This is a genomic window from Pseudarthrobacter sp. TE3704, assembly GCF_056279405.1.
The window spans coordinates 357510-382405 of sequence record NZ_JBWCCJ010000005.1; the positions used below are offsets into that span (position 1 = coordinate 357510).

At 65.5% G+C, this 24896-nt stretch carries 22 protein-coding genes; 9 read left to right on the top strand and 13 right to left on the bottom strand.

All coding sequences use genetic code 11. From position 1 onward, the window contains the following. Positions 1 to 12: 12 nt before the first annotated feature. From ftsL to dinB, 5 genes are all read right to left on the bottom strand, one after another. Positions 13 to 732 (bottom strand): cell division protein FtsL, encoded by a 720-nt coding sequence (gene ftsL / locus ACZ9BC_RS15895; protein ID WP_476246771.1) that lies wholly within the window; start codon positions 730 to 732, stop codon positions 13 to 15. Continuing rightward, on the bottom strand, positions 729 to 1721 hold the full coding sequence (gene rsmH, locus ACZ9BC_RS15900) for a 16S rRNA (cytosine(1402)-N(4))-methyltransferase RsmH (RefSeq protein WP_476246772.1): 993 nt from the start codon (positions 1719 to 1721) through the stop codon (positions 729 to 731). Before rsmH ends, ftsL begins: the two co-directional genes overlap by 4 nt. Before the next feature lie 169 nt (positions 1722 to 1890). Next, complete coding sequence (mraZ, locus tag ACZ9BC_RS15905) at positions 1891 to 2319, bottom strand: division/cell wall cluster transcriptional repressor MraZ (RefSeq protein ID WP_476246773.1); 429 nt, start codon at positions 2317 to 2319, stop codon at positions 1891 to 1893. Between the two features lie 378 nt (positions 2320 to 2697). Beyond that, a complete protein-coding gene (locus ACZ9BC_RS15910) occupies positions 2698 to 3072 on the bottom strand; it encodes a DUF3040 domain-containing protein (RefSeq protein WP_079597177.1) in 375 nt (124 codons plus the stop codon). Between the two features lie 274 nt (positions 3073 to 3346). Further along, a complete protein-coding gene (gene dinB / locus ACZ9BC_RS15915; protein ID WP_476246774.1) occupies positions 3347 to 4573 on the bottom strand; it encodes a DNA polymerase IV in 1227 nt (408 codons plus the stop codon). Between the two features lie 74 nt (positions 4574 to 4647). Between dinB and ACZ9BC_RS15920 the strand changes: the two genes are divergently transcribed. Together ACZ9BC_RS15920 and ACZ9BC_RS15925 are read left to right on the top strand one after the other, a co-directional pair. Beyond that, complete coding sequence (locus ACZ9BC_RS15920) at positions 4648 to 5175, top strand: hypothetical protein (RefSeq protein ID WP_476246775.1); 528 nt, start codon at positions 4648 to 4650, stop codon at positions 5173 to 5175. After that, the gene (locus tag ACZ9BC_RS15925; RefSeq protein ID WP_115524662.1) at positions 5172 to 6266 is read left to right on the top strand and encodes a polyprenyl synthetase family protein; all 1095 of its coding nucleotides are present in this window, start codon (positions 5172 to 5174) and stop codon (positions 6264 to 6266) included. Before ACZ9BC_RS15920 ends, ACZ9BC_RS15925 begins: the two co-directional genes overlap by 4 nt. 6 nt (positions 6267 to 6272) lie before the next feature. Here ACZ9BC_RS15925 and ACZ9BC_RS15930 read toward each other — a convergent pair whose 3' ends face one another. Beyond that, on the bottom strand, positions 6273 to 6605 hold the full coding sequence (locus ACZ9BC_RS15930) for an Rv2175c family DNA-binding protein (RefSeq protein WP_079597181.1): 333 nt from the start codon (positions 6603 to 6605) through the stop codon (positions 6273 to 6275). 266 nt (positions 6606 to 6871) lie between these two features. Here ACZ9BC_RS15930 and ACZ9BC_RS15935 point away from each other — a divergent pair, with 266 nt between their 5' ends. Together ACZ9BC_RS15935 and pknB are read left to right on the top strand one after the other, a co-directional pair. Then, the gene (locus ACZ9BC_RS15935) at positions 6872 to 8242 is read left to right on the top strand and encodes a LysM peptidoglycan-binding domain-containing protein (protein WP_476246776.1); all 1371 of its coding nucleotides are present in this window, start codon (positions 6872 to 6874) and stop codon (positions 8240 to 8242) included. A 99-nt stretch (positions 8243 to 8341) separates the two neighbouring features. After that, complete coding sequence (gene pknB / locus ACZ9BC_RS15940) at positions 8342 to 10420, top strand: Stk1 family PASTA domain-containing Ser/Thr kinase (RefSeq protein ID WP_476246777.1); 2079 nt, start codon at positions 8342 to 8344, stop codon at positions 10418 to 10420. A gap of 30 nt (positions 10421 to 10450) precedes the next feature. Here pknB and ACZ9BC_RS15945 read toward each other — a convergent pair whose 3' ends face one another. Both ACZ9BC_RS15945 and ACZ9BC_RS15950 read right to left on the bottom strand, forming a co-directional pair. Beyond that, on the bottom strand, positions 10451 to 11842 hold the full coding sequence (locus ACZ9BC_RS15945) for a class II 3-deoxy-7-phosphoheptulonate synthase (protein WP_115524665.1): 1392 nt from the start codon (positions 11840 to 11842) through the stop codon (positions 10451 to 10453). Between the two features lie 97 nt (positions 11843 to 11939). Continuing rightward, entirely contained in the window at positions 11940 to 12755 is an 816-nt protein-coding gene (locus tag ACZ9BC_RS15950) for a lysophospholipid acyltransferase family protein (RefSeq protein ID WP_476246778.1), read from the bottom strand. 111 nt (positions 12756 to 12866) lie between these two features. Here ACZ9BC_RS15950 and ACZ9BC_RS15955 point away from each other — a divergent pair, with 111 nt between their 5' ends. From ACZ9BC_RS15955 to ACZ9BC_RS15965, 3 genes are read left to right on the top strand one after another with little or no spacing between them, the layout of a single operon-like run. Next, positions 12867 to 13655: an alpha/beta hydrolase gene (locus tag ACZ9BC_RS15955; protein WP_476246779.1), complete on the top strand. Its 789-nt coding sequence runs from the start codon at positions 12867 to 12869 to the stop codon at positions 13653 to 13655. Beyond that, the gene (locus tag ACZ9BC_RS15960) at positions 13652 to 14470 is read left to right on the top strand and encodes an alpha/beta hydrolase (protein ID WP_476246780.1); all 819 of its coding nucleotides are present in this window, start codon (positions 13652 to 13654) and stop codon (positions 14468 to 14470) included. Before ACZ9BC_RS15955 ends, ACZ9BC_RS15960 begins: the two co-directional genes overlap by 4 nt. Beyond that, a complete protein-coding gene (locus ACZ9BC_RS15965; RefSeq protein WP_476246781.1) occupies positions 14457 to 15059 on the top strand; it encodes a hypothetical protein in 603 nt (200 codons plus the stop codon). The genes ACZ9BC_RS15960 and ACZ9BC_RS15965 overlap by 14 nt, the downstream gene beginning before the upstream one ends. A 59-nt stretch (positions 15060 to 15118) precedes the next feature. Here the strand turns inward: ACZ9BC_RS15965 and ACZ9BC_RS15970 are convergent, their stop codons facing one another. Further along, the gene (locus ACZ9BC_RS15970; RefSeq protein WP_476246820.1) at positions 15119 to 16093 is read right to left on the bottom strand and encodes an ROK family glucokinase; all 975 of its coding nucleotides are present in this window, start codon (positions 16091 to 16093) and stop codon (positions 15119 to 15121) included. 297 nt (positions 16094 to 16390) lie between these two features. Here ACZ9BC_RS15970 and ACZ9BC_RS15975 point away from each other — a divergent pair, with 297 nt between their 5' ends. After that, a complete protein-coding gene (locus ACZ9BC_RS15975; protein ID WP_476246782.1) occupies positions 16391 to 18199 on the top strand; it encodes an AMP-dependent synthetase/ligase in 1809 nt (602 codons plus the stop codon). Positions 18200 to 18262: 63 nt separating this feature from the next. On the opposite strand, the gene ACZ9BC_RS15980 is transcribed toward ACZ9BC_RS15975, so the two are convergent. After that, positions 18263 to 21661, bottom strand: coding sequence for a pyruvate carboxylase (locus tag ACZ9BC_RS15980; RefSeq protein WP_476246783.1), 3399 nt, complete (start codon positions 21659 to 21661; stop codon positions 18263 to 18265). Between the two features lie 301 nt (positions 21662 to 21962). Here ACZ9BC_RS15980 and ACZ9BC_RS15985 point away from each other — a divergent pair, with 301 nt between their 5' ends. Further along, positions 21963 to 22781 carry a ParA family protein gene (locus tag ACZ9BC_RS15985; protein WP_476246784.1) on the top strand — a complete coding sequence of 273 codons (819 nt, stop codon included), beginning with the start codon at positions 21963 to 21965 and terminating at the stop codon, positions 22779 to 22781. A gap of 64 nt (positions 22782 to 22845) precedes the next feature. Here ACZ9BC_RS15985 and ACZ9BC_RS15990 read toward each other — a convergent pair whose 3' ends face one another. The 3 genes from ACZ9BC_RS15990 to ftsR all read right to left on the bottom strand — a co-directional run bounded on the left by ACZ9BC_RS15990 (position 22846) and on the right by ftsR (position 24891). Then, the gene (locus ACZ9BC_RS15990) at positions 22846 to 23439 is read right to left on the bottom strand and encodes a MerR family transcriptional regulator (RefSeq protein ID WP_009358601.1); all 594 of its coding nucleotides are present in this window, start codon (positions 23437 to 23439) and stop codon (positions 22846 to 22848) included. 232 nt (positions 23440 to 23671) lie between these two features. After that, positions 23672 to 24175, bottom strand: a complete 504-nt coding sequence (locus ACZ9BC_RS15995; protein ID WP_079597193.1) for a bifunctional nuclease family protein — start codon at positions 24173 to 24175, stop codon at positions 23672 to 23674. Then, positions 24175 to 24891: a transcriptional regulator FtsR gene (gene ftsR / locus ACZ9BC_RS16000; RefSeq protein ID WP_079597194.1), complete on the bottom strand. Its 717-nt coding sequence runs from the start codon at positions 24889 to 24891 to the stop codon at positions 24175 to 24177. Before ftsR ends, ACZ9BC_RS15995 begins: the two co-directional genes overlap by 1 nt. Positions 24892 to 24896 lie beyond the last annotated feature (5 nt).

Genomic DNA, 24896 nt, shown 5'->3' on the forward strand with positions numbered 1-24896 from the left:
CAGACCTGCCGCTTACTGCCCCGGCACCTTCTGCTGGGGCACGGGAACGGTGCCGCCGTGAAGTTCAGCCGCCGGCACGCCTGCTGGAGGAGCGGGGGGTGCGGCGGCTGCCGGGGTACCGCCGGCAGGAGTGTCAGCGGCGGGAGCTCCGGCCGCCGGCGCTCCAGCAGCAGGGGCTGCGGCGGCTGCGTCCTGCGCAGGCTTGCGGTTTTCGAGCGGTTCGCCCTTACTTGCCGGCGGGACCACGATCAGCTGCCCGGCCACGGCCGGGGCGGGGATGACCGCGCCCTCGGAACCGCCCTTGGCCGCCGGCGTCGCCTTGCCCGTGACGGAAAGGGTGGACAGGTCGATCTGGCCTTTAACGGTCGATGCCACCATTCCCAGGTCCTTGGCCTTCGCGGCCAGGTTCTGCGGCGCCTCGAAGTTCTGGACCTGCTGGGTGAGGTCCTGGTTCTGCTTGGTCAAGGTGCTCTGCCGGGCGCGCAGTTCCACCAGCTGGTACTGCGCGGTGGAGACCGAGATATTCAGGACGAGCACAGCGATCAGGGCCACCGCCAGCATGGCGAAGCAGAGGACAACGAAGGGCGCGCGGCGCTTCCGCGGAACGCTGCGTACCACCGAGAGCGGTGTGCGGCTTTTCCGGCCTTCACCGGGTGCACCGGCAGGGAGAGCCCTGCTGGCCGCCGAACTGCCTGCAGCGACGGGAAAGTTCTTGACGGCGGCGGTGCTCATGCAGCTCTCCTGGCTCTGATTCGTTCTGCCGCGCGCAGCCTGGCTGAGGCTGCACGCGGGTTTTCAGCGATTTCGACGGCGGTGGGCACCTCGGTGCCTTTGGTGAGGGTCTTGAGTTCCGCCTTATGTTCCTCCAGCTCCACGGGGAAGCCGAGCGGGGCTGAGGACTTGGAACGGGCCTGGAGAACACTCTTGACGATTTTGTCCTCCAGGGAGTGGTAGGACATGACCACGATGCGGCCGCCGAGTGCCATGGAGTCCACGGCTGCGGGTACCGCCCGTTCCAGCACGTCGAGTTCTTCGTTGACCTCGATCCGCAGCGCCTGGAAAGTCCTTTTGGCCGGATGGCCGCCGGACTTGGCTGCTCCGGCCGGTACCACGGAGCGGATCTGTTCCACCAGCTCGCCGGTGGTGGTGAAGGGCTTGACGGCCCGGGTGGTGACAATCCTGTTCGCGATGCGTCCGGCGAACTTTTCTTCGCCCCACTTGCGGATGATCCTGACCAGTTCCTCTTCGCTGTAGTTGTTCACCACGTCAGCGGCGGTCTGGCCGCGGCTGGTGTCCATGCGCATGTCAAGGGGCGCATCAAAGGAGTAGGCAAAGCCGCGTCCGCGTTCATCCAGCTGGAGCGAGGAGACACCAAGGTCCATGAGGATTCCGTGGACCTCCGGCACGCCGAGATCGGCGAGGACGTCCTCGATTTCGTCGTAGACGGCGTGGACCAGGTCCGTGCGGGCACGAAAGGGCGCCAGACGTTCTCCGGCCAGCGCCAGGGCTTCCTCATCCCGGTCTATGCCGATGAGATGGAGGTCGGGGAACCGCTGGAGCATCGCTTCAGAGTGTCCGCCCATTCCCAGGGTTGCATCGATTGCCACCGGAGTTTCGCCGCGGAGCCTTGCCGCCTCAAATCCGGGGGCCAACAAATTGATGCACCGGTCCCTAAGAACCGGCACATGGCGTTCGGACGTGGGCTTTGGTTGTTCGTTCACGCCTCGTCCTTTCTCGCCGTCGTGGTGTACCGTGCATGCTTCTGGGACCAGATCCCCATCCGCGCCTATCGTCCCGCCCGCCTGGCTCCGGGGAAGTGAGCCAGGTTGGCCAGCCGATGGGCCGGCTGGAGATCTCGTCCAAGAAGCTTCCTGTTGGCCGTTCCGGCATTCAGAGAATGCCCGGAATGGGGTCATCAGTTTCCGAGAAGGCTGTTTCCTTCTCAGCAAGGTATTCCGTCCAGGCCTGGGCATCCCAGATCTCGGCCCGGGATCCTGCGCCGATCACGGCCAGCTCCCTGCCGAGGCCTGCGTACTCCCGGAGCGCCGGTGGAATGGTCACGCGCCCCTGCTTGTCAGGTACCTCATCAGAGGCTCCAGAGAGAAAAACGCGGATGTAGTCACGTGCCTGCTTGGAGGATATTGGTGCCTCCCGCATTTGCTCATGGACCCGTGCAAATTCCTGCTCGCTGAAGACGTAGATGCAACGTTCCTGGCCCCTCGTGAGTACCAGCCCGCTGGCAAGCTCCTCACGGAACTTCGCGGGGAGAATGATCCGTCCCTTTTCATCCAGACGTGGCGAGTGAGTGCCCAGGAACACTGGTCCACCGCCTGTCCGCCGTCAGGAACTGCACATCCCCTAATGTTGCAACCACCCTCTTATGTCCTCCACATTACTCCACTTTCCCCCACAGTCAACGCAAAAGGCTCCTTTCCAGCGGATGAGTGTGGGTAGAAATGCCCGAAAAGCCGCGGAATTGCGCTTGTGGTGGGAAGTGGAGGAGTTTGCCATGATTGGACTCCCCGAAATCCGAATATCGCTGTGCAACCGAAATGCGGCATGTTCCCGGAAGAGGTATTGCGGCAGGGCGGGGAGGAAAGTGGAGATTAAATGCGAAAAGACCCGCCGAAGCGGGTCTTTTCGTCGCGCTCCCCGATCAGGGGTGCAAGGTGGAGGGGCGGTAATGCAGCCGGGCCGTTACGGTTCGCCCCGGCGCCTCTCGTCCCAGCGCTCCTCCAGGCTGCTCATGAATGAGCTTCGCTGCTTGCCGGGCTTGCCGTTGCCGCCCTTGGCGCCAGGTTTTGACGCCGCCGAACTGCGCATCGTTGCAAAGTAGACTCCGCCACCCATCACGATGAACCCGAGTACCCCAACGAAGATGTTTTGCAGCGTCACACCAACCAATAACAGGAAGACACCCGCCAAGGCGCAGAGGACACCGATCACCACATGCCGCGTGGACCATGAACGTCCGGGATCGGACCCCATGGAATTCGCGAACTTCGGGTCGTCCTCGTGAAGCTGCTTCTCCAGCTGCTCAAGCAGCTTCTGTTCGTGCTCCGACAGCGGCATCACGACCTCCTTTTGTAGGCCAACGTCCGGGCTGATTCCCAGCCACAACTTCTGCACCGTTAACGACCGTTATGCCTAAGAGGTTCCCGCTCCGCCAGCATTGGCAAAAGCTGAAACCTGGCATGCAGTCGCCGGAGCGGGAGCATGTCCAAGAGGGTCCGGCAGTAAGTCCAGTCACTCGAAAACTATGTATCTCTAAGGATAGTTTGTTCAGGGCCGTTCTGAAAGACGGCAATGACGTTCGAAGACGCCTCCCGGCCTTATGTTTTAGGGCTTACCCGGCGCTGCTTCCGGGTTCCATGAGCCGTGCCGGCAGGACGGACTTATTACCGAATTTGCGCGTGACTTCATCGAGCGCCTGCTCTGCCGCACGCCAGTTGTCGTCCCGCCTGTCAATGCTTAATTGGAGTGAGGTCCGGGCAGCGTCTTCGAGTTGCTCTGCCCTGACCCCTACCAGGCGCACCGGCATGGCACGGGCGCCTACAGAATCCAGCAACTGGAGGGCCACCGCATAGATGAGCTGGGCGCTGTCCACCGGAGTCTGCACGGTCCGGCTTCGCGTGATGGTGGAAAAATCGGCAAAGCGCAGCTTCAGGGCAATGGTCCGCGCCACCATTCCCGAACTGCGCAGCCGTGTGGCCGTCCGGTGCGAGAGACGAAGCAATTCCCGGTGCAGCAGGGCATCGTCCGCCGTATCCACGGCGAAGGTCTCTTCAGCCCCGATGCTCTTCTCCAACCGCACAGGGGTCACCGGACGCGGATCGATGCCCCAGGAGAGCTGGTGAACGTGCTCTCCGGTAGCGCCAAGCATTTTGCGGAGGGCTGAGACCGGTGTTGCCGCTACGTCCGCCACCGTCCTGATGCCCATCTTCGCCAGGGCCTCTGCCGTTTTCGCACCGACGCCCCAGAGCGCCCCTACCGGCAGGCTGTGAAGGTAAGGCACCGTCTGGTCAGGCCCGATCATGAGCAGGCCGTCGGGCTTGCAGCGGGTGGACGCGATCTTCGCCACGAACTTTGTCTCAGCGATGCCCACAGATGCCGTGATGCCCAGTTCCGAAGCAACCCGCCGGCGGATCAGTTCACCGATTCCCCTGGGCGGTCCCAGCCTCCGGATGGCGCCGCTGACGTCCAGGAACGCTTCGTCCACGCTCAGCGGTTCGACGAGTTCGGTGATCGATTCGAAAACGGCCATCAGCTGGCCGGACACCTCGTAATACAGTGAATGGCGCGGTTCGATAATGACGGCCTGGGGACACAACCGGGTGGCAAGCGCCATGGGCATGGCGGATTTGACGCCAAAAGCCCTGGCTTCGTAGGACGCCGACAACACTACGGAACGCTCTGCCGGGAAGCCGACAATCACCGGTTTGCCGTGGAGTTCGGGACGCGTCCGCAGCTCCACTGAAACGAAAAAGGCATCCATGTCCACGTGCATGATGCACTTGCGCCGACGGCCCGGAAGGCGCGCTGCGGCTGGCTGGTTCGTACGGTCGGGCCCCACGGCTGCAATCCTATCCGTTGGTACTGACTAAACTGGAGGCTGAATCCGGCATCAACACCAGGAGGAAAGTCCCTGTGACGGTCTTTGGAAACCTTAAGCCTGCAGGCTTGGCCACTCTCGCTGCCGGTGCAGCCCTGGCCCTGGCTGCCTGCAGCCCCACCCCGTCACAGGTGCCCGAATCCAGCTCTTCGGCTTCCACCCCGGCAACGTCGCAGGCCACCATGACCGCGTCGGCCAGCCCCTCAGCCTCACCGAATACGTCCGCCACTGTCGGTGCCGTGGTGGAAGGATTCCCCCAGCAGCTCCTGCCCCTCATGCCGGGAGCCACCGTAGTTTCGAGCAGCTTCGACAAAGCATCGGCGCCGGCAACTGCCGCCTTGGTGGCCACCGTGACGGCGCCCACCGCTGCCGTTGTCGATTTCTACACCACGTCGCTTGAAGCCCAGGGGTTCAAGGCGGTTCCCGGTGAGTCGGTGGGAGCGGTGGCGTCGAAGGACTTCGTGCGGGGCGACAACGAGACAGTTAACCTCTCCGTTGTGGAAGCCGCGGGCGTGGCCACGTTCACCATCGGAGCCAACGTGGCAGCTGAGTCTGCCAAGTGACCGCCGCCGAGCAACTGAGGCACGAACAGGCAGACTTTGTGGCGGCAGTGGCCGGCGAACTGACCGGCTTCCTGACCTCCCGGCAGTCCGTGATGTCTGCCATCTCCCCTGACATCGACCCCATCATGGGCTCCATCTCAAACCTTGTGACCGGAGGCAAGCGCCTCCGGGCGCTCATGTGCTACTGGGGCTGGCGCGGCGCCGGCGGCGAGCCCACGGCCACGGAGGTGGTGACTGCCGGTGCCGCCCTCGAGCTGTTCCAGGCGGCAGCCCTGATTCATGACGACATCATTGACCGCTCCGACACCAGGCGCGGAGGACCGAGCGTCCATCGCCGTTTCAGCCAGCTGCACGGTGCACAGGGCTGGGCGCTGGACAGCGAGCGGTTCGGCCAGGCGGCAGCAATCCTCGCCGGCGACCTCTGCCTGTCCTTCAGCGAGGAGGCGTTCACGGACATCGGGGAGCGTGCAGCATCCGGCAGCAGGGCGCGACTGATCTTCAACCTCATGCGGGCCGAGGTCATGGCCGGTCAATACCTGGACATCCTTGAGGAAGTCGCAGGCCCGGTCCGCGACCGGGCGGGTGCCGTCAGCCGCGCCCAGTCGATCATCCGGTTCAAAAGCGCGAAGTACTCCACCGAGCACCCGTTGGCCTTGGGCGGAGCACTGGCGGGCGCTTCAAACGAGCTCCTGCGCGGCTACTCAGCGTTCGCGCTCCCCCTGGGCGAGGCTTTCCAGCTTCGCGACGACGTGCTGGGCGTTTTCGGCGATCCGCTCACCACGGGCAAGCCTGCAGGGGACGATTTGCGCGAAGGCAAGAGGACGGTATTGGTCGCGCTTGCACTGGACCAGGCCTCAGCCCCTGAATCCGCTTTTATTGATTCCCGGCTGGGCAGCCCGGACCTTTCGGACGAAGACATCCTTGAGATCCGGCGGATCATTGAGGAATCCGGCGCCCTGCAGGCCACAGAGGTCCTTATTAACGGATTTGGTTCTGCGGCCTATGAAGCCCTGGAGGCCCTTCCGCTCGATGAATTGCCAAAAACCGCCCTGCGGAGGCTGGCTGAGGCCACCGTCAGCCGAGCCTCCTAGACGCGGCTACCAGGCCAGGGTCTGCGCCCGGCGCCGGATCTCGGTTTTGCGGCCCTCGCGCAGCGCGTCGATGGGGCGGCCACGCAAGGATTCGTCTGCCGTAAACAGCCAGACGATAAGGTCCTCATCCGAATACCCTGCGTCCGACAGCACCACGATGGTGCCCTTAAGGCTGTCCACTACCTGGCCATCCTGAATGAATTCCGCGGGAACGGACCTGATGTTCCGCTCCCCTACCCGCAATGCCGCCAGGGCCCGTTCATCCAAAAGGCTATGAACCTTGGTGATGGAAACATCCAGGAGCCGGGCGACGTCGGGCAGGGGCAACCACTCGCCCACGAGGTTTTCTACGTTATTACTCACGGATCAAGGTTGCCATGGGGTGCGCCCCGCCGCCTAGTCGATGCAATCACTGTGCGCGGTTGACCTGCAAACACTCCGTAAATCTTTCTTTGCGGGGAATCCCGGAATTCTTGTGCTAATCCCGAATTCGTGAGAGATTCACATTGTTCACGCTCGTAACAGTAATAACTTGAGTAACAGTAGTATCAGGAATGTCAGCGGCATCCCCGTCCGCGCCCGCAGTTGAGAAGAGGATTCTTTCCATGACGATGTCCCGCTCGCCCAAGCAGCCCCCCAGGCCGAGTCTGCCGGTGCTTGCCGCCACAACCGCCGCGCTGCCGGCGGTCGTGTTGTCATCCTTGGCCCTCGCCCAGCCTGCTGCCGCAGAACAGCCGGCCCGGTCCATTCCTGCAACCCTGGCTGCGGCCATGAAGGCACAGGCTGCACAAGCGGCTCCGGCTGTCATCCCTGCATCGTCGGTCTCCACCACCATTCCTGCTGCCTTCAAGCCTGCCCAGCCTTCTGCTCCCGCGGAGTACACCATCGCCCGCGGCGACACCATCAGCGGCATTGCCGGGAAGTTTGGCCTGAAAACCTCTGAAGTCCTCAAGCTGAACAACCTCCAGCCGAACACCCTCATTTATCCCGGGCAGAAGATCAAACTTTCCGGTGCCCCTGCCGCGGCACCCGCGGCCGCACCAGCACCGGCGGCAGCACCTGCCCCTGCCGAGGGTGCAACCTACACCGTGAAAGCCGGTGACACCCTGGGAGCCATCGCGGCGCGGCACAACGTGAGCCTTGCCGATGTGTTCAGCTGGAACAACCTCTCCATGCGGTCCATCATTTATCCCGGGCAGAAGATCAAGGTGGGCGGAGGACAGGCCGCCCCCGCTGCGGCGCCGGCCCCCGCACCAGCCCCTGCACTGGCCAACACCTCTGCCACCCCCGCACCGGCTACCGGCTCCTACACTGTCAAGGCCGGCGACACACTGTCCGCCATTGCCTCGCGCCACGGGGTCAAGCTCTCCGAGCTGCTCTCCGCCAACCGGATGAGCATGACCACGGTCATCTTCCCGGGCAACAAGCTGGTTATTCCCGGTGGCCCGGGCCAGCCGGCAGCCCCGCAGCCGGCCGCGTCCGTAACTCCGCTTGTGCCGAGTTCATTCCTCGGGTTCAGCTACCCCGCGGCCGTGGTCAGTTCCGCGAACGAGAACAAGGCCCTCCTGAACGCTGCGCCGGTTCCCTCCCGTGCCGAAATGCGGAATATCGTGGCCGACACGGCACGCCGGATGGGAGTGGATCCCTCGCTTGCCCTCGCCTTTGCACACCAGGAGTCCGGTTTCGACCAGCGCGCGGTCTCGCCGGCGAACGCCATCGGCACCATGCAGGTCATCCCGAGCTCGGGCCAGTGGGCCTCGGATCTTGTGGGCCGCAAGCTGAACCTGCTGGATCCGTACGACAACGCAACCGCGGGCGTGGCCATCATCCGCCAGCTCCTGGCCACCAGCAAGGACGAGCAGACTGCGATCGCCGGCTACTACCAGGGCCAATACTCGGTGAGCAAGTACGGCATGTACGACGACACCAAGGCCTACGTCGCCGCCATCAAGGCACACCAGAAGAACTTCGGCTAGTCCCTGCGCCCTGGCCTGCCATGGCTCTGGAAGAGTTCAGAACGGGTCCGAACCGGCTACAGGTTCGGACCCGTTTCGTTGCGGGACTAGGATCGAAGGGTGCAGGAACACGTGTCTGACCCTTTTGTAGGAACGCTGGTGGACAACCGGTACGCCGTCCGCTCCCGGCTGGCACGCGGTGGCATGTCCACTGTCTACCTGGCGGTGGACCAGCGGCTGGAAAGGGACGTCGCACTGAAAGTGCTCCACCCGCACCTCTCCGCCGATGAAAGTTTCATCGCCAGGCTGGGGCGCGAAGCGAAGGCCGCTGCACGGCTGTCCCATCCGCACGTCGTGGGCGTCCTGGACCAGGGCAACGACGGCACCACGGCGTACCTGGTCATGGAATACATCAAGGGCCACACCCTCCGCGACGTCATCAACAGCAAAGGTGCCCTGCCGCCGCGCCTGGCACTTGCCCTCATCGACCCCGTTGTCGAGGGCCTTGCCGCTGCCCACGCCGCCGGCTTCATCCACCGGGACGTCAAGCCCGAAAATGTCCTGATTGCGGATGACGGCAGGATCAAGATCGGCGACTTTGGACTGGCAAGGGCGGTCACGACGTCCACGAGCTCCGGAACCCTCATGGGAACGGTCGCCTACGTCTCTCCTGAGCTGGTCCTGGGCAAACCGGCGGACGCCCGGAGCGACGTCTACTCCGTGGGCATCATGCTGTTCGAAATGCTCACCGGACAACAGCCGTTCGACGGCGAGGTCCCCATCCAGGTCGCCTACCAGCATGTAAACGGAACAGTGGGCCCGCCCTCGGCACTGGTGCCGGGCTTGGCCGGCGAAGTGGACGAGCTGGTGCAATGGTGCACTGCCAACGATCCGGAGAACCGGCCGGTGGACGGAAGCGCACTCCTGCACGAGCTCCGCCACATCCGGACCAACCTGACAGACGCCGAGCTCGATCTGCAGCCCCCGGCAGCCCCGGACCCTGCCGGCTCCCCTCACCGCACCGAGTTCATCGCGCGGACCAGCAATCCAACAACCATCATGCCCTCGGGCCGGGCGGTCCCGCCGCCCTACGTTCCACTGCAGCGGCAGGAACCATCGGACCGGAACCCCGGCAACGCAAAAGCCCATGGGAGCCACATCCTCACGCCACCCGGCGAAGATGCCGAAGAGGCCTGGGCTCCCCCGACGCCGTTGCCCAGCAAGCGGGCACAGCGTAAAGCGGAGAAGGAAGAAGAGAAGGCCCGCGCCCGCGCTGCGGCCACCCCGGCCAGGACGCTGCGCGAAGGCAATCCCCGCCGGCGGGGGGTGCTCTGGGTGGTTGTCCTGGTCCTGGCCGCCTTGCTTGCCACGGGAGCAGGATGGTTCTTTGGCATGGGACCGGGGGCCGCTGCCACTATTCCCGAGGTGGCAAACAAGACCGTCGCCCAGGCCCAGCAGGTGCTCAGCGATGCCGGCTTCAGGTCCACCACCAGCGACGTTTTCGACGACGACGTCCCCACCGGCCTGGTGGTGGGCAGCGAGCCGGGGGCAGGAACGGAGATCCGTAAGTTCCAGCCGGTATCCCTGTTCGTTTCGAAGGGCCCCCAACTGTTCCCCCTGCCGCAACTGACCGGCGGGACGCTGGACGAAGCCAAGAACGCACTTAATGCTGCCGGGATGGCACTGGGCACGGTCACGGAAGAGTTCAACGAGGAGGAACCGGCCGGCGTCGTCCTCTCCCAGGACCCCGCTTCCGGTACGCCCGCCCGGCGCGGGACTCCGGTGGGCATGGCGGTCTCCAAGGGACCTGAGCCGATTCCCGTCCCCTCGGTGGTGGGCCAGGACGAAAAGGATGCCGAAGACGCCATCGAGGCGGCCGGCCTGCGCGCCGAGGTGGCGCCCGAAGAGGTGTTCGACAGGAACATTCCCGAGGGCGCGGTTGTCAGCCAGTCACCGGCCAGCGGCACGCTGACCCGTGGCAGCACTGTCACCCTGACCATCTCGAAGGGCCCGAGGATGGTGGAAGTGCCCAGCTACATCGGCCGGCAGGCCACCGAGGCCCGTCGGGCACTGGAGGCCCTGGGCTTCCAGGTGCGGGTCAACGAGGTGCTGGGCGGGTTCTTTGGAACCGTCCGCGACCAGGATCCGGTGGATACCGAGGTTCCCGAAGGTTCCGTGATCACCCTGACGGTGGTGTAGGCCGAAACCCGCCTACACCACCGTGCAGGATCAGTGCTTGGCGAGGGCGCCGGCCACCAGGAAGGCCATTTCCAGGGACTGCATGTGGTTCAGCCGCGGATCGCAGACTGATTCGTAGCGGTCAAGGAAGGCGTCCTGGTCGATCGGATCGGCACCTCCAAGGCATTCGGCGACGTCGTCACCGGTCATTTCGACGTGCAGGCCGCCGGGGACCGTTCCCAGGGCGTGGTGCACCTCGAAGAAGCCGCGCACCTCGTCGATGACGTCGTCGAAGTTCCGGGTCTTGTAGCCGTTGGGGGACGTGACGGTGTTGCCGTGCATGGGGTCCGTAACCCACAGCACCTGGGCGCCGGAAGCGGTGACCTTCTCGACGACGGCGGGCAGCTTCTCGCGGATGTTGCCGGCACCCATGCGGGTGATAAAGGTCAGGCGGCCGGGCTCGCGCTCCGGGTCCAGCCGGTCGATCAGGCGCAGGGCATCATCACCGGTGGTGGACGGGCCCAGCTTGACCCCGATGGGGTTCCTGACGCGGGACAGGAAGTCCACGTGGGCGTGGTCCAGTTCCCTGGTCCGCTCCCCGATCCACAGGAAGTGGGCGGACGTGTCGTACGGGAAGCCGGTGCGGGAGTCGATCCGGGTCAGCGCCCGCTCGTAGTCCAGCAGCAGGGCTTCATGGCTGGCGAAGAATTCAACGCGCTTGAGGGCCTCGAAGTCGGCCCCGCAGGAAGCCATGAACTTGATGGCGCGGTCGATGTCCCGGGCCAGCGACTCATAGCGGGCGTGGGCGGGGTTCTCGGTGAAGCCCTTGTTCCACTGGTGCACGGAGCGCAGGTCGGCGAAGCCGCCCTGCGTGAAGGCCCGGATCAGGTTCAGGGTGGAAGCGGAGGTGTGGTACGCGCGGAGCATGCGCGCGGCGTCGTGGCCGCGGGATTCGGGCGTGAAGTCGTACCCGTTGACGATGTCGCCGCGGTAGGCCGGAAGGGTGACGCCGTCCCGGGTTTCGTCATTGGACGACCGCGGCTTGGCGAACTGGCCGGCCATCCGGCCCATCTTGATGACCGGCATGGCGGCACCGTACGTGAGCACCACCGCCATCTGCAGGATAGTCTTCACCCGGGCGCTGATCTTGTCCGCCGTGGCGGCCTCGAAGGTTTCGGCGCAGTCGCCGCCCTGCAGGAGGAATGCCTTGCCCTGGGCTGCTGCCGCGAGCCGCTCGCGCAGCACGTCCACCTCGCCGGCGAACACCAGCGGGGGAAGCGCGGAAAGTTCCTTCACCGAGGCGTCGAAGACTTCCCTGTCCTGCCAGCTGGGCTGCTGGGAGATGGGAAGGTCCCGCCAGTCGTCAAGTCCGGGATAGTTGGCCGCTCCGCTCTGGGCGGTGCTGGACAGCGAAAAGGCGGGTTTTGCAGATAGCTCAGTCACCCTCTAAGACTAACGGCAGCGCGGGTTTGCTGGACACCACACCGTCACGGTGACTGAAGCGGGCGTCACAACAGCCGCGCAGCGAAGGCTGCTCCGGTTATCCGGCGGCGGCAGCCCCGCCGTCGTCGTTCCCGGCGCGTTCACCGGCCGGATGGGTGGCGCCGGAATCCGCGGCGCCTTCCGCTGGCTCCGGCGAAGCCAGGGGTTCGGCCGCTGCTGCCGGTTCCACCGGTTTGCCGGCCAGCCGAAGCTTCACGACGGCCGCGTACTCGTCCACGTATTCCTGCCCGGAGAGCCGCATGAGTTCGAACATGATCTGGTCCGTGACTTTCCGTTGGACGTCACGGTCCTCGGCTTGGTCCCGGTAGCTGCTGAAGTCCAGCGGTTCACCAAAGATCATGCCGATCCGGCGGATGTTGGGCAGCCGTTTCCCGATGGGCTGGACCTTGTCGGTGCCGATCATGGCCACCGGGATGACCGGGACTCCGGCCTGCAGCGCCAGCCGGGCCACGCCCACCTTGCCCCGGTACAGCCTGGAATCGGGGCTGCGCGTGCCTTCAGGGTAGATGCCCAGCAGCCCGCCGTGGTTCAGGACGTCCATTCCGGCGCTGAGGGAGGCGGCGGACGCGGCACCACCCGAGCGGTCCATGGGCAGCTGGTTGGTCAGGCGGAAGAACATGGCCGTCAGCCTGCCCTTGATCCCGGTGCCCGTGAAGTACTCGGACTTGGCCAGGAAGACCACGGGACGGCGGACCATCAGCGGCATAAAGATCGAGTCGGAAAACGACAGGTGGTTGGAAGCGATGATCGCTGCGCCCTGCGCCGGGATGTTGTCCAGGCCCTTGACCCAGGGACGGAAAAGAAGCTTCAGAACCGGCCCCAGGAAGATCCTTTTCATGACCCAATAGAACACGTGGTGAACCTCTCCGGAAGGCGGCCCTCAGGCTCCGCGCCGGGCCTGGTCAGCAGTCCAATGCAACCCTACTCTAGTGAGATTTGTCCGGAACAGTGACACGATGGTGTCATGACTGAAAGCAGCATCCCGCCCCGTCCTGCCGCTTTCAGCTATCCGGGCCATGGGGCCAACGCACGGATTGGCGTCGCCATCTGCCACGGCTTCACGGGCAGTCCACTCAGCGTGATGCCCTGGGCGGAGCACCTTGCCGGGCAGGGTTACGCCGTGACCGTCCCGCTGTTGCCCGGGCACGGAACCGACTGGCGCCAGCTCGCCCGCACGCGCTGGACCGACTGGTACCGCAGCTACGAAACAGCCTTCCTGGAACTCCAGTCGCAGACCGACACGTGTTTCGTGGCCGGGCTGTCCATGGGCGGGGCGGTGGCCCTGCTGACCGCGTCCCGGCACAGCGCGGCAGGCGTCTCAGTGGTCAACCCCGGCCTGAGTTTCTATGACCGCCGGGTCCGGGTCATCGGGGTGCTCAAATACTTTCAACGGACCACCATCCCCCTCCAGGAAGAACAGACGACGGCGCCAGCCACCGAGGACGGTGACTACACGCGCACTCCGCTCTCGGCAGTGCATGAGCTCAAGAAGCTCTTCGGGGCGGCCATCCGCGGCCTGCCGGGCGTCACGGCACCGGTGCAGGTGTTCAAATCGCGGACCGACGCCGTGGTTCCGCCAACCTCCCTTGAGTTGCTTCGACAACGGCTTCCTGCGGGGCTTGCAGAAGTGGTTGGCCTTGATAGCAGCGGCCATGTGGCTACGCTGGACGTTGACGCGCCGGAGATCTTTGCCAGGTCCAGCGCCTTCATCCGCGCCCATTCCCGCCAGACCAGCAATTCGGAGACGCCATGACCTCCAGCCCGGACCACAGTCCCTTCAGCAGCATGTCCAGCGGTGAAGGCCCGCGGACGGGCGTGGTCCTGTCGCACGGCTTCACCGGGAGCCCGCATGGACTCCGCGCATGGGCCCAGGCCTTTGCCGCGGCCGGTTTTGCGGTCCGGATGCCGCTGCTGCCCGGCCACGGGACCAGCTGGCAGGACCTCTCCCGGACACGGTGGCAGCAGTGGCACGGCGCCCTGGACGACGCCTACCTCGAACTCGAGGCTGAATGCGACCACGTCTTCGCCGCCGGGTTGAGCATGGGCGGTGCGCTGGCGTTGCGGATTGCGGCCACCAGGCCGGTCAGCGGCGTGGTGCTGGTTAACCCCGGGCTGGTCATCGACGATCCCCGCGCCCCGCTGGCCGGGATCCTGAAGCTGGTCATGAAGACCACCCCTGCCATCGCAAACGACATCCTCAAGGGGGGAATGGACGAAGGCGCGTACCTGCGCACGCCGGTGGCCGCCGCGCACGAGCTGAATAAGATGTTCAAGGACACGGTGCGGCTTCTCCCGCGGGTTACCGCCCCCGTCCAGGTGTACCGGTCCACGGTGGACCACGTTGTCTCCGATACGAGCATCGCTGCGCTGCGGCGCGGGTTGACGCATGCGCCCCTGGAACTGGTGAGGCTCAACAACAGCTACCATGTGGCCACGATGGACAACGACGCCGACCAGATTTTCCAGGGCTCAGTGGACTTCATCCGCCGCGTACTTGCTGCCGCCGGACCCTCCGGGACAACGACGCCGGCAGCGGCAGGCCAGGAGGTCCGGCATGACCAGGCATGACTCCGAATCCCCCGACTCGCAGGACCAGGGCGCGAACCAGGACGATGCCGTCTGGCTGGACCTGGTGGCGCGCCTGGAAGCAGACTCCCCCTCCCCTGGCCCGCGCCATGCAGCACCGGATTCACGCCCCGGAACAACGGACGCCGGCGCGCCGGCGGGACCAGGCACCCCGGCGGGCCATCCGGGAAGGGCTTCGTTCCGGGACTTCGATCCCCTGGGCCTGGCGGGCGCAGCACCGGCCGAACTGTCCGCAGCGGAACGTGAGGCGTCCCGCGCCGGGACAGGCGAGGACGGCACCGATGCGGCCGATGCTCCGGCGGGTCCGCGGGATTATGGGGTGGACGACGACGAGGGCGCCTTCGTGCCCGAGGAACCTCCCAGCCTGGCAGGCACGGATCCGCTGACCATGCTCGCCTGGCTGGCTGCCGTGGGCGGGCCGGTGGCGCTGCTGCTCTCGGTTATGTTCTGGCGCTCCGCGCCGCTGCTGGCCGTCGTGGGAATCGTGGCTGCGTTTGTGCTGGGAACGGTGTACCTGATCATGAAGCTTCCCCAGGAAAAAGACGAGGACGACGACGGCGCCAGGGTTTAGCGTCACCAAACGGGCCGGGCATGCTCCCCTGCCGAACCTCCGGCATGCGGACCGCTGCCTCAGCTGCGGACTTTGCTGCTGACCCGTGACAGGTCCGCCGCACCAATCAGTCCGGCGTTCGGTCCGAGGGCGGCAAGCTGGATTCCCGCCGCCGGGCGGAAGCCGCGTCCGGTCAGGTTCCGGGCGAACGCCTTTTGCGCCGGTTCCACCAGCAGGTCTCCGGCGGAGCACAATCCACCGCCGATCACGAAGAGCCCCGGGTCGAGTGCTGCGGCCAGGTTGGCGAGCCCGAGGCCAAGCCATTCCCCCACTTCCTCAATCAGCTCCCGCGAGGCGGCGTCTCCGGCCAACGCCAGTTCGGTCACGACGGCCCCGGTAATGGTCTCGGCGCGCCCGCCCACCGCTCCCAGCAGGTCCTGCGCCATCGGGGAGTTGCTGCGGGCCAGGATCCTCGCTTCGCGGCCCAATGCGTTGCCCGATGCGTACTGCTCCCAGCACCCGCGGTTGCCGCACTCGCAGCGGTGCCCGCCGGGCATGATGACCTGGTGTCCGAACTCGCCGGCCACCCCAAACCGCCCGCGCTCCACCCTGCCGTCCATGACCATCGCGCCACCGATTCCCGTGCCCAGCGTGATGCAGACCAGCCGGTCTTCCCCCTGCCCTGCCCCGAAACGCCACTCCGCCCACGCGGCTGCGTCGGCGTCGTTGGCCAGCAGCACGGGGCGCCGCAGGAGGTGTTGCAGGTTTGCCCTCAGGGGCTCATTGCGCCAGGCCAGGTGCGGGCTGAAAAGCACCGTGCCGCCGTCGAGGTCCATCCAGCCGGCGGCACCAATGCCCACCGAGCGGATGCGGTGCCCGCTGCCCAGCTCCTCAACGAGGTCCACGATGACGCGCTCCACTGCCCGCGGGTCGGTGCCCGGCGTGGAGCGGCGCGCCTCGCTCAGGATCGTGCCGTCGGCATCCACCACTCCTGCCGCCACTTTGGTGCCGCCGATATCGATCCCGATCGCAAGGCCCTTCCGGCCAAGGCGCATCTGTTCACGAAAGCCGTCGCCCTGCCTCCTTCCGGCCCGGTAGGAGGCAGACCGCCGCCTCCATGCTGCGGGCCTGCTGAGGGGACCGGCCTGCTCGCCTGAGGATTGTGCGTACATAGTTCCCAATTCTAGGTTTTCCGCCGCCCCGGCGCCCGGACCCCCGCCGCGGTCGCAGCCGGAGAGCGATTGACGGCAAAGTTACCCGCCAGTAACTTTAGATACTGCACGGTCCCGCGGCGGCGTACTAGTCTTTAGGCATACCCCCTGAGCGGGACTTCGGATATCAAAGGAGCTATAGTGCGCGAATTCAGTGTTCCGCCTCTTGTTGTCGTTCCACCGGAAACCAATATCACCGACCTGGTGCTGCGGCAGGCGGACAAGGCCAGCAACCCGGCTCTGTTCTCGCGGCTGGACGCAAACGGTGCCTGGCAGGACATCTCCGCCACCGAATTCCTTGCTGATGTCAAAGCCCTGGCAAAAGGCCTCATCGCCAGCGGCGTGGGTGCCGGCGACCGCGTGGGCATCATGTCCCGTACGCGCTACGAATGGGCGTTGGTGGACTTCGCCATCTGGTTCGCCGGCGGCGTCTCCGTCCCCATCTACGAAACCTCTTCGCCCTCGCAGGTGGCCTGGAACCTTGGCGATTCAGGCGCCGTGGCCGCCTTCGGCGAGGCAGCCCACCACGAAAATGTCATCCGGCAGGCAGTGACGGCCGAAGGCCTCACCGCACTCCACCATGTCTGGCAGTTGGAGGGCGGCGGACTTGACGCCCTCCGGGAAGCCGGGAGCGGCGTCAGTGATGACGATCTGGAAACCCGCCGAACCTCGGCGAAGCTGGCAGATATCGCCACCATCATCTACACGTCCGGGACCACGGGCCGGCCCAAGGGCTGCGAACTGACCCACGGCAACTTCGTGGAGCTTTCGGACAATGCACTCGCGATCATCGGCGAAATCGTCCATGAGAACGCCAAGACCATCATGTTCCTGCCCCTGGCACACGTCTTCGCCCGCTTCATCTCCGTCCTGGCCATGGCAGCCGGAACCACGGTGGCGCACACGCCTGATATCAAGAACCTGCTCTCCGACCTGCAGAGCTACGAGCCCACCTTCATCCTTGCCGTGCCGCGGGTGTTCGAGAAGGTGTACAACTCGGCACTGACCAAGGCCGAGGATGGCGGCAAGGGCGCCATCTTCCACAAGGCCGCCGATACCGCCATCGCCTTCTCCAAGGCGCGGCAGGCCGGCCACGTGGGGCTGGGACTGAAGCTGCGCCATGCCCTGTTCGACAAGCTGGTCTACGGCAAGCTGCGGGCCGCGATGGGCGGCCACGTTGCCCATGCGGTCTCCGGGGGCGGTCCCCTTGGTGAACGGCTGGGCCACTTTTTCCAGGGCATCGGGCTACAGGTACTGGAAGGTTACGGCCTGACCGAAACCACGGCTCCCATCTCGGTCAACACGCCGTCCCGGATCAAGATTGGTTCGGTTGGCAAGCCCTTGCCCGGCAATGCCGTCAGGATTGCCGAGGACGGCGAGATCCTGGCCAAGGGCGCGTGCGTCATGCGCGGCTACTACAAGCGTGAGGACCTGACGGCGGAGACATTCTCCGACGGCTGGTTCCGCACCGGGGATATTGGCCGGCTGGATGACGACGGCTTCCTGTGGATCACCGGCCGCAAGAAGGAGATCATCGTCACCGCCGGCGGCAAGAACGTGATCCCGGCGCTGCTGGAGGACCAGATCCGTGCCGATGCGCTCGTGTCGCAGGTCCTGGTGGTTGGCGACAACCGGCCGTTCATCGGCGCCCTGGTCACGCTGGACCAGGAGGCCCTGCCGGGCTGGCTCCAGCGGCACAACCTTCCGGCCGACACCTCCCTGGCCGACGCTGCGGCAAACCCAGTGGTCAAGGCAGCGGTGCAGGACCTGATCACTGCCGCCAACAACTCCGTCTCCCAGGCCGAGGCCATCAAGTCGTTCCGGATCGTGGCGGCCGACTTCACCGAAGCATCCGGGCACCTTACCCCCTCCATGAAGGTGAAGCGCGCCCAGGTGATGAAGGACTTTGAGACCGTCATCGAGGAGATGTACGGGGCACCCCGCTCCTGATCCGCAAACAATGAAAGGGTCCTCCTGGCGGAGGACCCTTTCATCGTTTTGACTGGCTTTTGGCTATTGCTCCACGACCAGCAGCAGGTCTCCGCCCTGCACCTGCTCCACCGCGGAGATGGCGAGGCGGGAAACCTTGCCGCCCACCGGCGTCGTGATGGATGCCTCCATCTTCATGGCCTCGATGGTGGCCACCGTGTCGCCGGCGTTGACGGTGTCACCGGTCTTGACAGTGACGGTGACGGCGCCGGCGAACGGTGCAGCCACGTGGCCCGGCTGCGCCGGATCTGCCTTCTCTGCGGCCTTGACGTTGCTCACTACGGAACGGTCGCGCACCACCACGGGCCGGGACTGGCCGTTGAGGGTACACATCACGGTCCGCATGCCCTTTTCGTCCGGCTCGGAGACCGCCTCCAGGGAAGCGATCAGCCGCACGCCACGCTCCAGCGTGATCTCGTGCTCCTGGCCCCGCTGGAGCCCGTACAGGTAGTCACGGGTATCCAGAACCGAGATGTTGCCGTAGGTTTCGACACTCTTGAGGTAGTCCTTGGTGGGGCCCTCGAACAGCAGCCGGTTCAGCGTGTGCTGGCGGGTCTTGGAGTCGGACTTCAGCGCAGCGCTGTCTTCGGCGCTGAGCTCGACGTCGCGGACCTTCACGCTCCTGCCCTGCAGGGCCTTGGTGCGGAAGGGTTCCGGCCAGCCTCCGGGAGGGTCGCCCAGCTCGCCGGACAGGAACCCGATCACGGAATCGGGGATGTCGTAGTTCTGCGGGTTCTCGTTGAAGTCCGCCGGGTCCGCATTCAAGCCCACCAGGTGCAGGGCAAGGTCGCCCACCACCTTGGAGGACGGTGTCACCTTCACCAGGCGCCCCAGGATCCGGTCAGCAGCCGTGTACATGTCCTCGATGGCCTCGAAGCGCTCCCCCAGCCCCAGCGCCATGGCCTGCTGGCGCAGGTTGGACAGCTGGCCGCCCGGGATCTCGTGCTGGTAGACCCGGCCGGTGGGGCCCGGAAGGCCCGACTCGAACGGCGCGTAGACGCGGCGGACAGCCTCCCAGTACGGTTCCAGCGAGCTGACCGCAGCCAGGCTGAGGCCGGTGTCCCGTGGCGTGTGTTCCAGCGCTGCGACCAACGCCGACGCCGAGACCTGGCTGGTGGTTCCGGCCAGGGACGCGGAAGCCACATCCACGGCGTCCACACCGGCGTCCACGGCAGCCAGCAAGGTGGCCAGCTGGCCACCCGCGGTGTCGTGGGTGTGCAGGTGGACCGGCAGGTCGAAGCGTTCCCGAAGGGCGGCAACGAGCTTGGCTGCGGCAGCGGGCCGCAGCAGGCCTGCCATGTCCTTGATGGCAAGGATGTGCGCGCCGGCGTCGACGATCTTCTGGGCAAGCTCGAGGTAGTAGTCCAGCGTGTACAGCGTCTCGCTGGGGTCCAGCATGTCGCCTGTGTAGCAGAGCGCCACTTCGGCGACGGCGGTGCCCGTTGCCCGGACGGCGCGGATGGCCGGCGCCATCTGGCTGACATCGTTGAGTGCGTCGAAGATGCGGAAGATATCGATGCCGGTTGCCGCGGCCTCGTTGACGAAGGCCTCGGTGACCTCTTCCGGGTACGGCGTGTAGCCCACGGTGTTGCGGCCGCGGAGCAGCATCTGCAGGCACACGTTCGGAAGTGCCGTGCGCAGCGCCGCCAAGCGGTCCCACGGGTCCTCGCCCAGGAAGCGCAGCGCGACGTCGTAGGTGGCGCCGCCCCACGCCTCGACGGACAGGAGTTCCGGCAGGAGCGCGGTCACGGCAGGGCCTGCGGCCACAAGGTCGCGCGTACGGACACGGGTGGCCAGGAGCGACTGGTGCGCGTCCCGGAAAGTGGTGTCGGTAACCGCGACGGCGTTCTGCTCACGAAGTGCCTTGGCGAAGCCCTCGGGTCCCAGCTCCAGGAGCCGCTGCCGGGAGCCGGGGGCGGCCTGCTTGCCCTTGACGGACGGAAGCTTGTCGGCCGGGTTCGAGTGGACCGTCAGTTCGCCGTTGGGCTTGTTGACGGTGACCTCGGCCAGCCAGGTGAGGAGCTTGGTACCGCGGTCCGCGGAAACCCTCGCCTTCAGCAGCTGCGGGCGTTCGTCGATGAAGTTGGTGGCGACGTCGCCTGCGATGAAATCGGCATCGTCAAGCACCGCCTGCAGGAAGGAGATGTTGGTGGAGACACCGCGGATACGGAACTCTGCAAGGGCGCGGCGTGCCCGTGCCACGGCTGCCGGGTAGTCCCGGCCGCGGCAGGTCAGCTTGACCAGCATGGAGTCGAAGTGGGGGCTGATCTCGGCACCCGAGTAAACCGTGCCGCCGTCGAGCCGTACGCCCGCACCGCCGGCGGACCGGTAGCCGGTGATCTTTCCAACGTCGGGGCGGAAGCCGTTCGCGGGGTCCTCGGTGGTGATGCGGCTCTGCAGCGCGGCGCCGCGCAGCTTGACAGTGTCCTGGGAGAGGCCAAGGTCCGCCAGCGTTTCACCGGCGGCGATCCTCATCTGTGCCTGCACCAGGTCAACGTCCGTAACTTCTTCGGTGACGGTGTGCTCCACCTGGATGCGCGGGTTCATTTCAATGAACACGTGCTGGCCTGCCCGCTCACCCACCGTATCCACGAGGAACTCGACGGTTCCCGCGTTAACGTAGTTCAGCGCCTGGGCGAACTTAACGGCGTCCCGGTAGAGGGCCTGCCGGATGTTCTCGTCCAGGTTCGGGGCGGGGGCAATCTCAATGACCTTCTGGTGCCGCCGCTGGATGGAGCAGTCACGCTCGAACAGGTGCATGACATTGCCCTCGGCGTCGGCCAGGATCTGCACCTCGATGTGCCGGGGCCGCAGGACAGCCTGCTCCAGGAACATTGTGGGATCACCAAACGCAGCATCCGCTTCACGCATGGCGGACTTCAGTGCCTCGGGGAGCGCTTCGCGGGTATCAACCCGGCGCATGCCGCGTCCGCCGCCGCCGGCCACTGCCTTGGCGAAAATGGGGAAACCGATCTCATCCGCCGCTGCCAGCAACTCGTCGAGGTCCTTCGACGGCGCACTGGACTTCAGGACGGGAACACCCGCGTCACGGGCAGCCTTAAGGGCCGCCACCTTATTGCCGGCGAGTTCCAGAACCTCAGCAGGAGGGCCGACGAAGGTGATGCCGGCTTCCTTGGCCGCACGTGCCAGATCGGGGTTTTCCGAAAGGAAACCGTAGCCGGGGTAGATGGCGTCCGCCCCGGACTCCTTGGCCACGCGGATCACCTCGGCAACGTCCAGGTATGCCCGGACGGGATGCCCTTCCTCGCCAATCAGGTAGGCCTCGTCCGCCTTCTGGCGGTGGATAGAGTTCCTGTCCTCATTTGGAAAAACGGCAACGGTCTTGGCGCCCAGCTCGTAGCCGGCGCGGAAGGCCCTGATCGCGATTTCGCCGCGGTTGGCCACCAGAACTTTGGAAAACATACTTCTCCTGCATCATTGCGGGTGGATCGGTGAGTGGTCACAGTGTCTAGGACCTCCAAGGACAAACACAAATCTTTGTGGCCACCATCACAGATTTCCCCGTCATGTCCCGATCGCTTTCCCCATGCCCGGCGGAAAGCGCCCCGGCAGCACAGCCGATGCCATGCCGACTCCCCGTAAAGCAGGATTCGCCGACGCATCCACATATGATGAGTAGGGCGGCAGGACCGTCCGGCTTCGGCTCTGCCGGAGCAAACATTACTCCCAACACGGCATCCGGCGTTAGGTTTTGGTCTCTCAAGTGCAAGTAGTCAGCATCAGCAGCCTTAAGGGTGGAGTCGGCAAGACTTCCGTCACCACAGGATTGGCGTCTGCGGCGCTGGCCGCGGGCGTCCGCACACTGGTGGTGGACCTCGACCCCCATGCGGACGCAACCACCGCCCTCGGCGTCCAGCCGGGCGACCAGCTGGACATCGGCAGGATGCTGAAAAGCCCCCGGCGCGCCAAGCTGGCCGACAACGTGGCAGGCAGCAATTGGACAGCGCGGGCCCACACCAACGGTTCCGGACCCGCCGTCCTGGACGTCGCCGTCGGCTCCGCCTACACGGGAATCTACGACCGCCCCGACCTCGGCCGCCGTGACCTGCGGCGCCTCTCCACCGTCCTGGCGGGTGCCGACAACTACGACCTCGTCCTGATCGACTGCCCGCCGTCACTCAACGGGCTGACCCGCATGGCGTGGTCCGCCAGCGACAAAGTGGCGCTCGTTGCCGAGCCAGGGCTCTTCTCCGTGGCCGGAACGGAACGCACCATGCGCGCCATACAGCTGTTCCGCCAGGAGTTCGCCCCCAACCTCTCCCCTGCCGGCATCGTGGCCAACCGGGTCCGGACGGGTTCCTCCGAGCACACCTACCGGCTCGCCGAGATGGAGTCGATGTTTGGCGAACTCCTCCTGAGTCCCCGCATCCCGGAGCAGGCGAACTGGCAGCAGATCCAGGGCGCTGCGCATCCGGTGCACCATTGGCCGGGCGACTCGGCCAAGTCTGCGGCGGCACTCTTTGACGAGCTGCTGGCCAACATGATGGCTGTGGGCAGCGGGCTGCGCAGCCGCACGCGGTAGAAAGTCCAGACTTAACGGCAGAAGCCGCCCTCCGGAGGGAGAGCGGCTTCTGCCATATATGCGGTCAGCTGATCTTGCGTGCTGCCCGCCGTTTGCTCAGTTCGTCGTCCGGAAAGGACTGCTCCGCGGCGTGTTCGCTGGGCAGTGAGGCGAGGCTGCCTTCAACTTCGCGCCACACCCGGCCCACGGCGATGCCGAAGACTCCCTGTCCGCCCTGGACGAGGTCGATGACCTCATCGGCCGAGGTGCACTCGTAGACACTGGCGCCGTCGCTCATAAGGGTGATCTGCGCGAGGTCCTCCACACCGCGTTCGCGCAGGTGCTCAACCGCCGTGCGGATCTGTTGCAGGGAAACGCCGGTGTCCAGGAGGCGTTTGACCACCTTGAGGACAAGGATGTCGCGGAAGCCGTACAGCCGCTGGGATCCGGACCCGGCAGCACCGCGTACAGCGGGCTCCACGAGTCCGGTACGTGCCCAGTAGTCCAGCTGCCGGTAGGTGATGCCTGCTGCCTTGCAGGCAGTGGGTCCGCGGTAGCCGGCGTCTTCATCCAGTACCGGGAGGTCCTCGGTAAACAGGAGGCCCTGGGCACCACTCGCGGGCACAGCAACACCAGCCGTGGGCTGTTTAAGCCCGCCTGCTTCGCCTTTGGGACTCACCTGGATCCTCCTTGTCGTACGCTCCCGGGGAACACCTGCAGCAGCCTTGGCATGAAGACCATGCATGTAATTTTCGCGGGGCGCACTTTCCAGTGTGACTTGCGCGGCTGCCGTAAGCAATGGGAACTTGATACTTCGACGTTAGGCCCGGCAGGTCCCAAGGTCAAAGACCCCGGGGCCTTTGGCAGGGCGTGTCGAAACTTTCATCCTCAACTTTAACCTTAACGTGACCTCAGCCGTCGAAGTCCTCAGGCTCCACGTCGTCCAGGAACTCACGGAAGCGGCGCAGCTCGCGTTCCTCGTCGACCGTGGGCCCGGGTTCGGTGTCCTCACCCTCGTCGTGCTCGGTGATCCGCACACCGGCCTCTTCCATCACTGAATCGGCGCACCAGATCCGGCACTTCGCGCGGAGGGCGATCGCCAGCGCATCGGAAGCCCTGGAACTCACCGTGGTGCCGTTTTCGAACTGCAGCTGCCCATAAAAGATATTGTCTTCAACAGCCACGATGTTGACACTGACAACGGAGTGGCCCAGGGATTCCACCACATCCACCAGGAGGTCATGGGTCATGGGGCGGGGCGGGACAACGCCCTGCTGCGCCAGCGCAATGGCGCTGGCTTCCGGAGTGCCGATCCAGATGGGGACATGGCGTTCCCCGTGCATCTCCCGCAGCAGGACCAGCGGCTGGTTGGAAGGCAGTTCGATCCGAACGCCTACGATCTCGACTTCAATCATCAGATGTCCATGCGTGAGATGTGGTCCTGCACCAGAGCCCGGTGCAGGGTGAGGCAGAGGTCGCTGATTTCACGGGCGGCCTCGGCGGCCCGTGCCTGGGAGGCGGAGTCCTTGCGGGAAGCAAGTGGCGCCACCGCGCGTTCCACCAGGCCGAATTCCCGTTCCGCCGCGGCCTGGAAGGGGCGCAGGTGGCGGGGTTCCAGGCCATGGCCCTCCAGCTGCACGCAGGCGCGCGCCACCTGGAGGGCATGCTCGTCGAACTGTCCGTTGCTGTGGCTGATCAGCCCGAAGTCCAGGAGCGCCTGCAGCAGGGGTACACTTGCGCCGGACTCCGTGCGCAGCTGCTCCTCCGTGAGCCTGCGCCCGCGGTTCTGCAGCTCGGCCGCCAGTTCGTCGGAGACGATGCGCGGGGACACCACGACGCCGGGCGGAAGGTTCTCCGGCCGCTCTCCCCTGTCGATGGCGTCAAGGTAGTCCTTGATGACTTTCAGGGGGAGGTACTGGTCCCGCTGCAGGGCCAGCACGAAGCGCAGCCGTTCCACGTCGCCGTCGGAATACTGCCGGTAACCCGCAGGCGTACGCCGCGGGTTAATCAGCCCCTTTTCTTCGAGGAAGCGGATTTTGGACGCAGTCATGCCCGGGAAGTCGCCGCTGAGCTGCGCGAGGACTTCGCCGATGTTGAGGACCTGCGGTCCCCGGCGTTCCGGTTGTGCCATTGCCA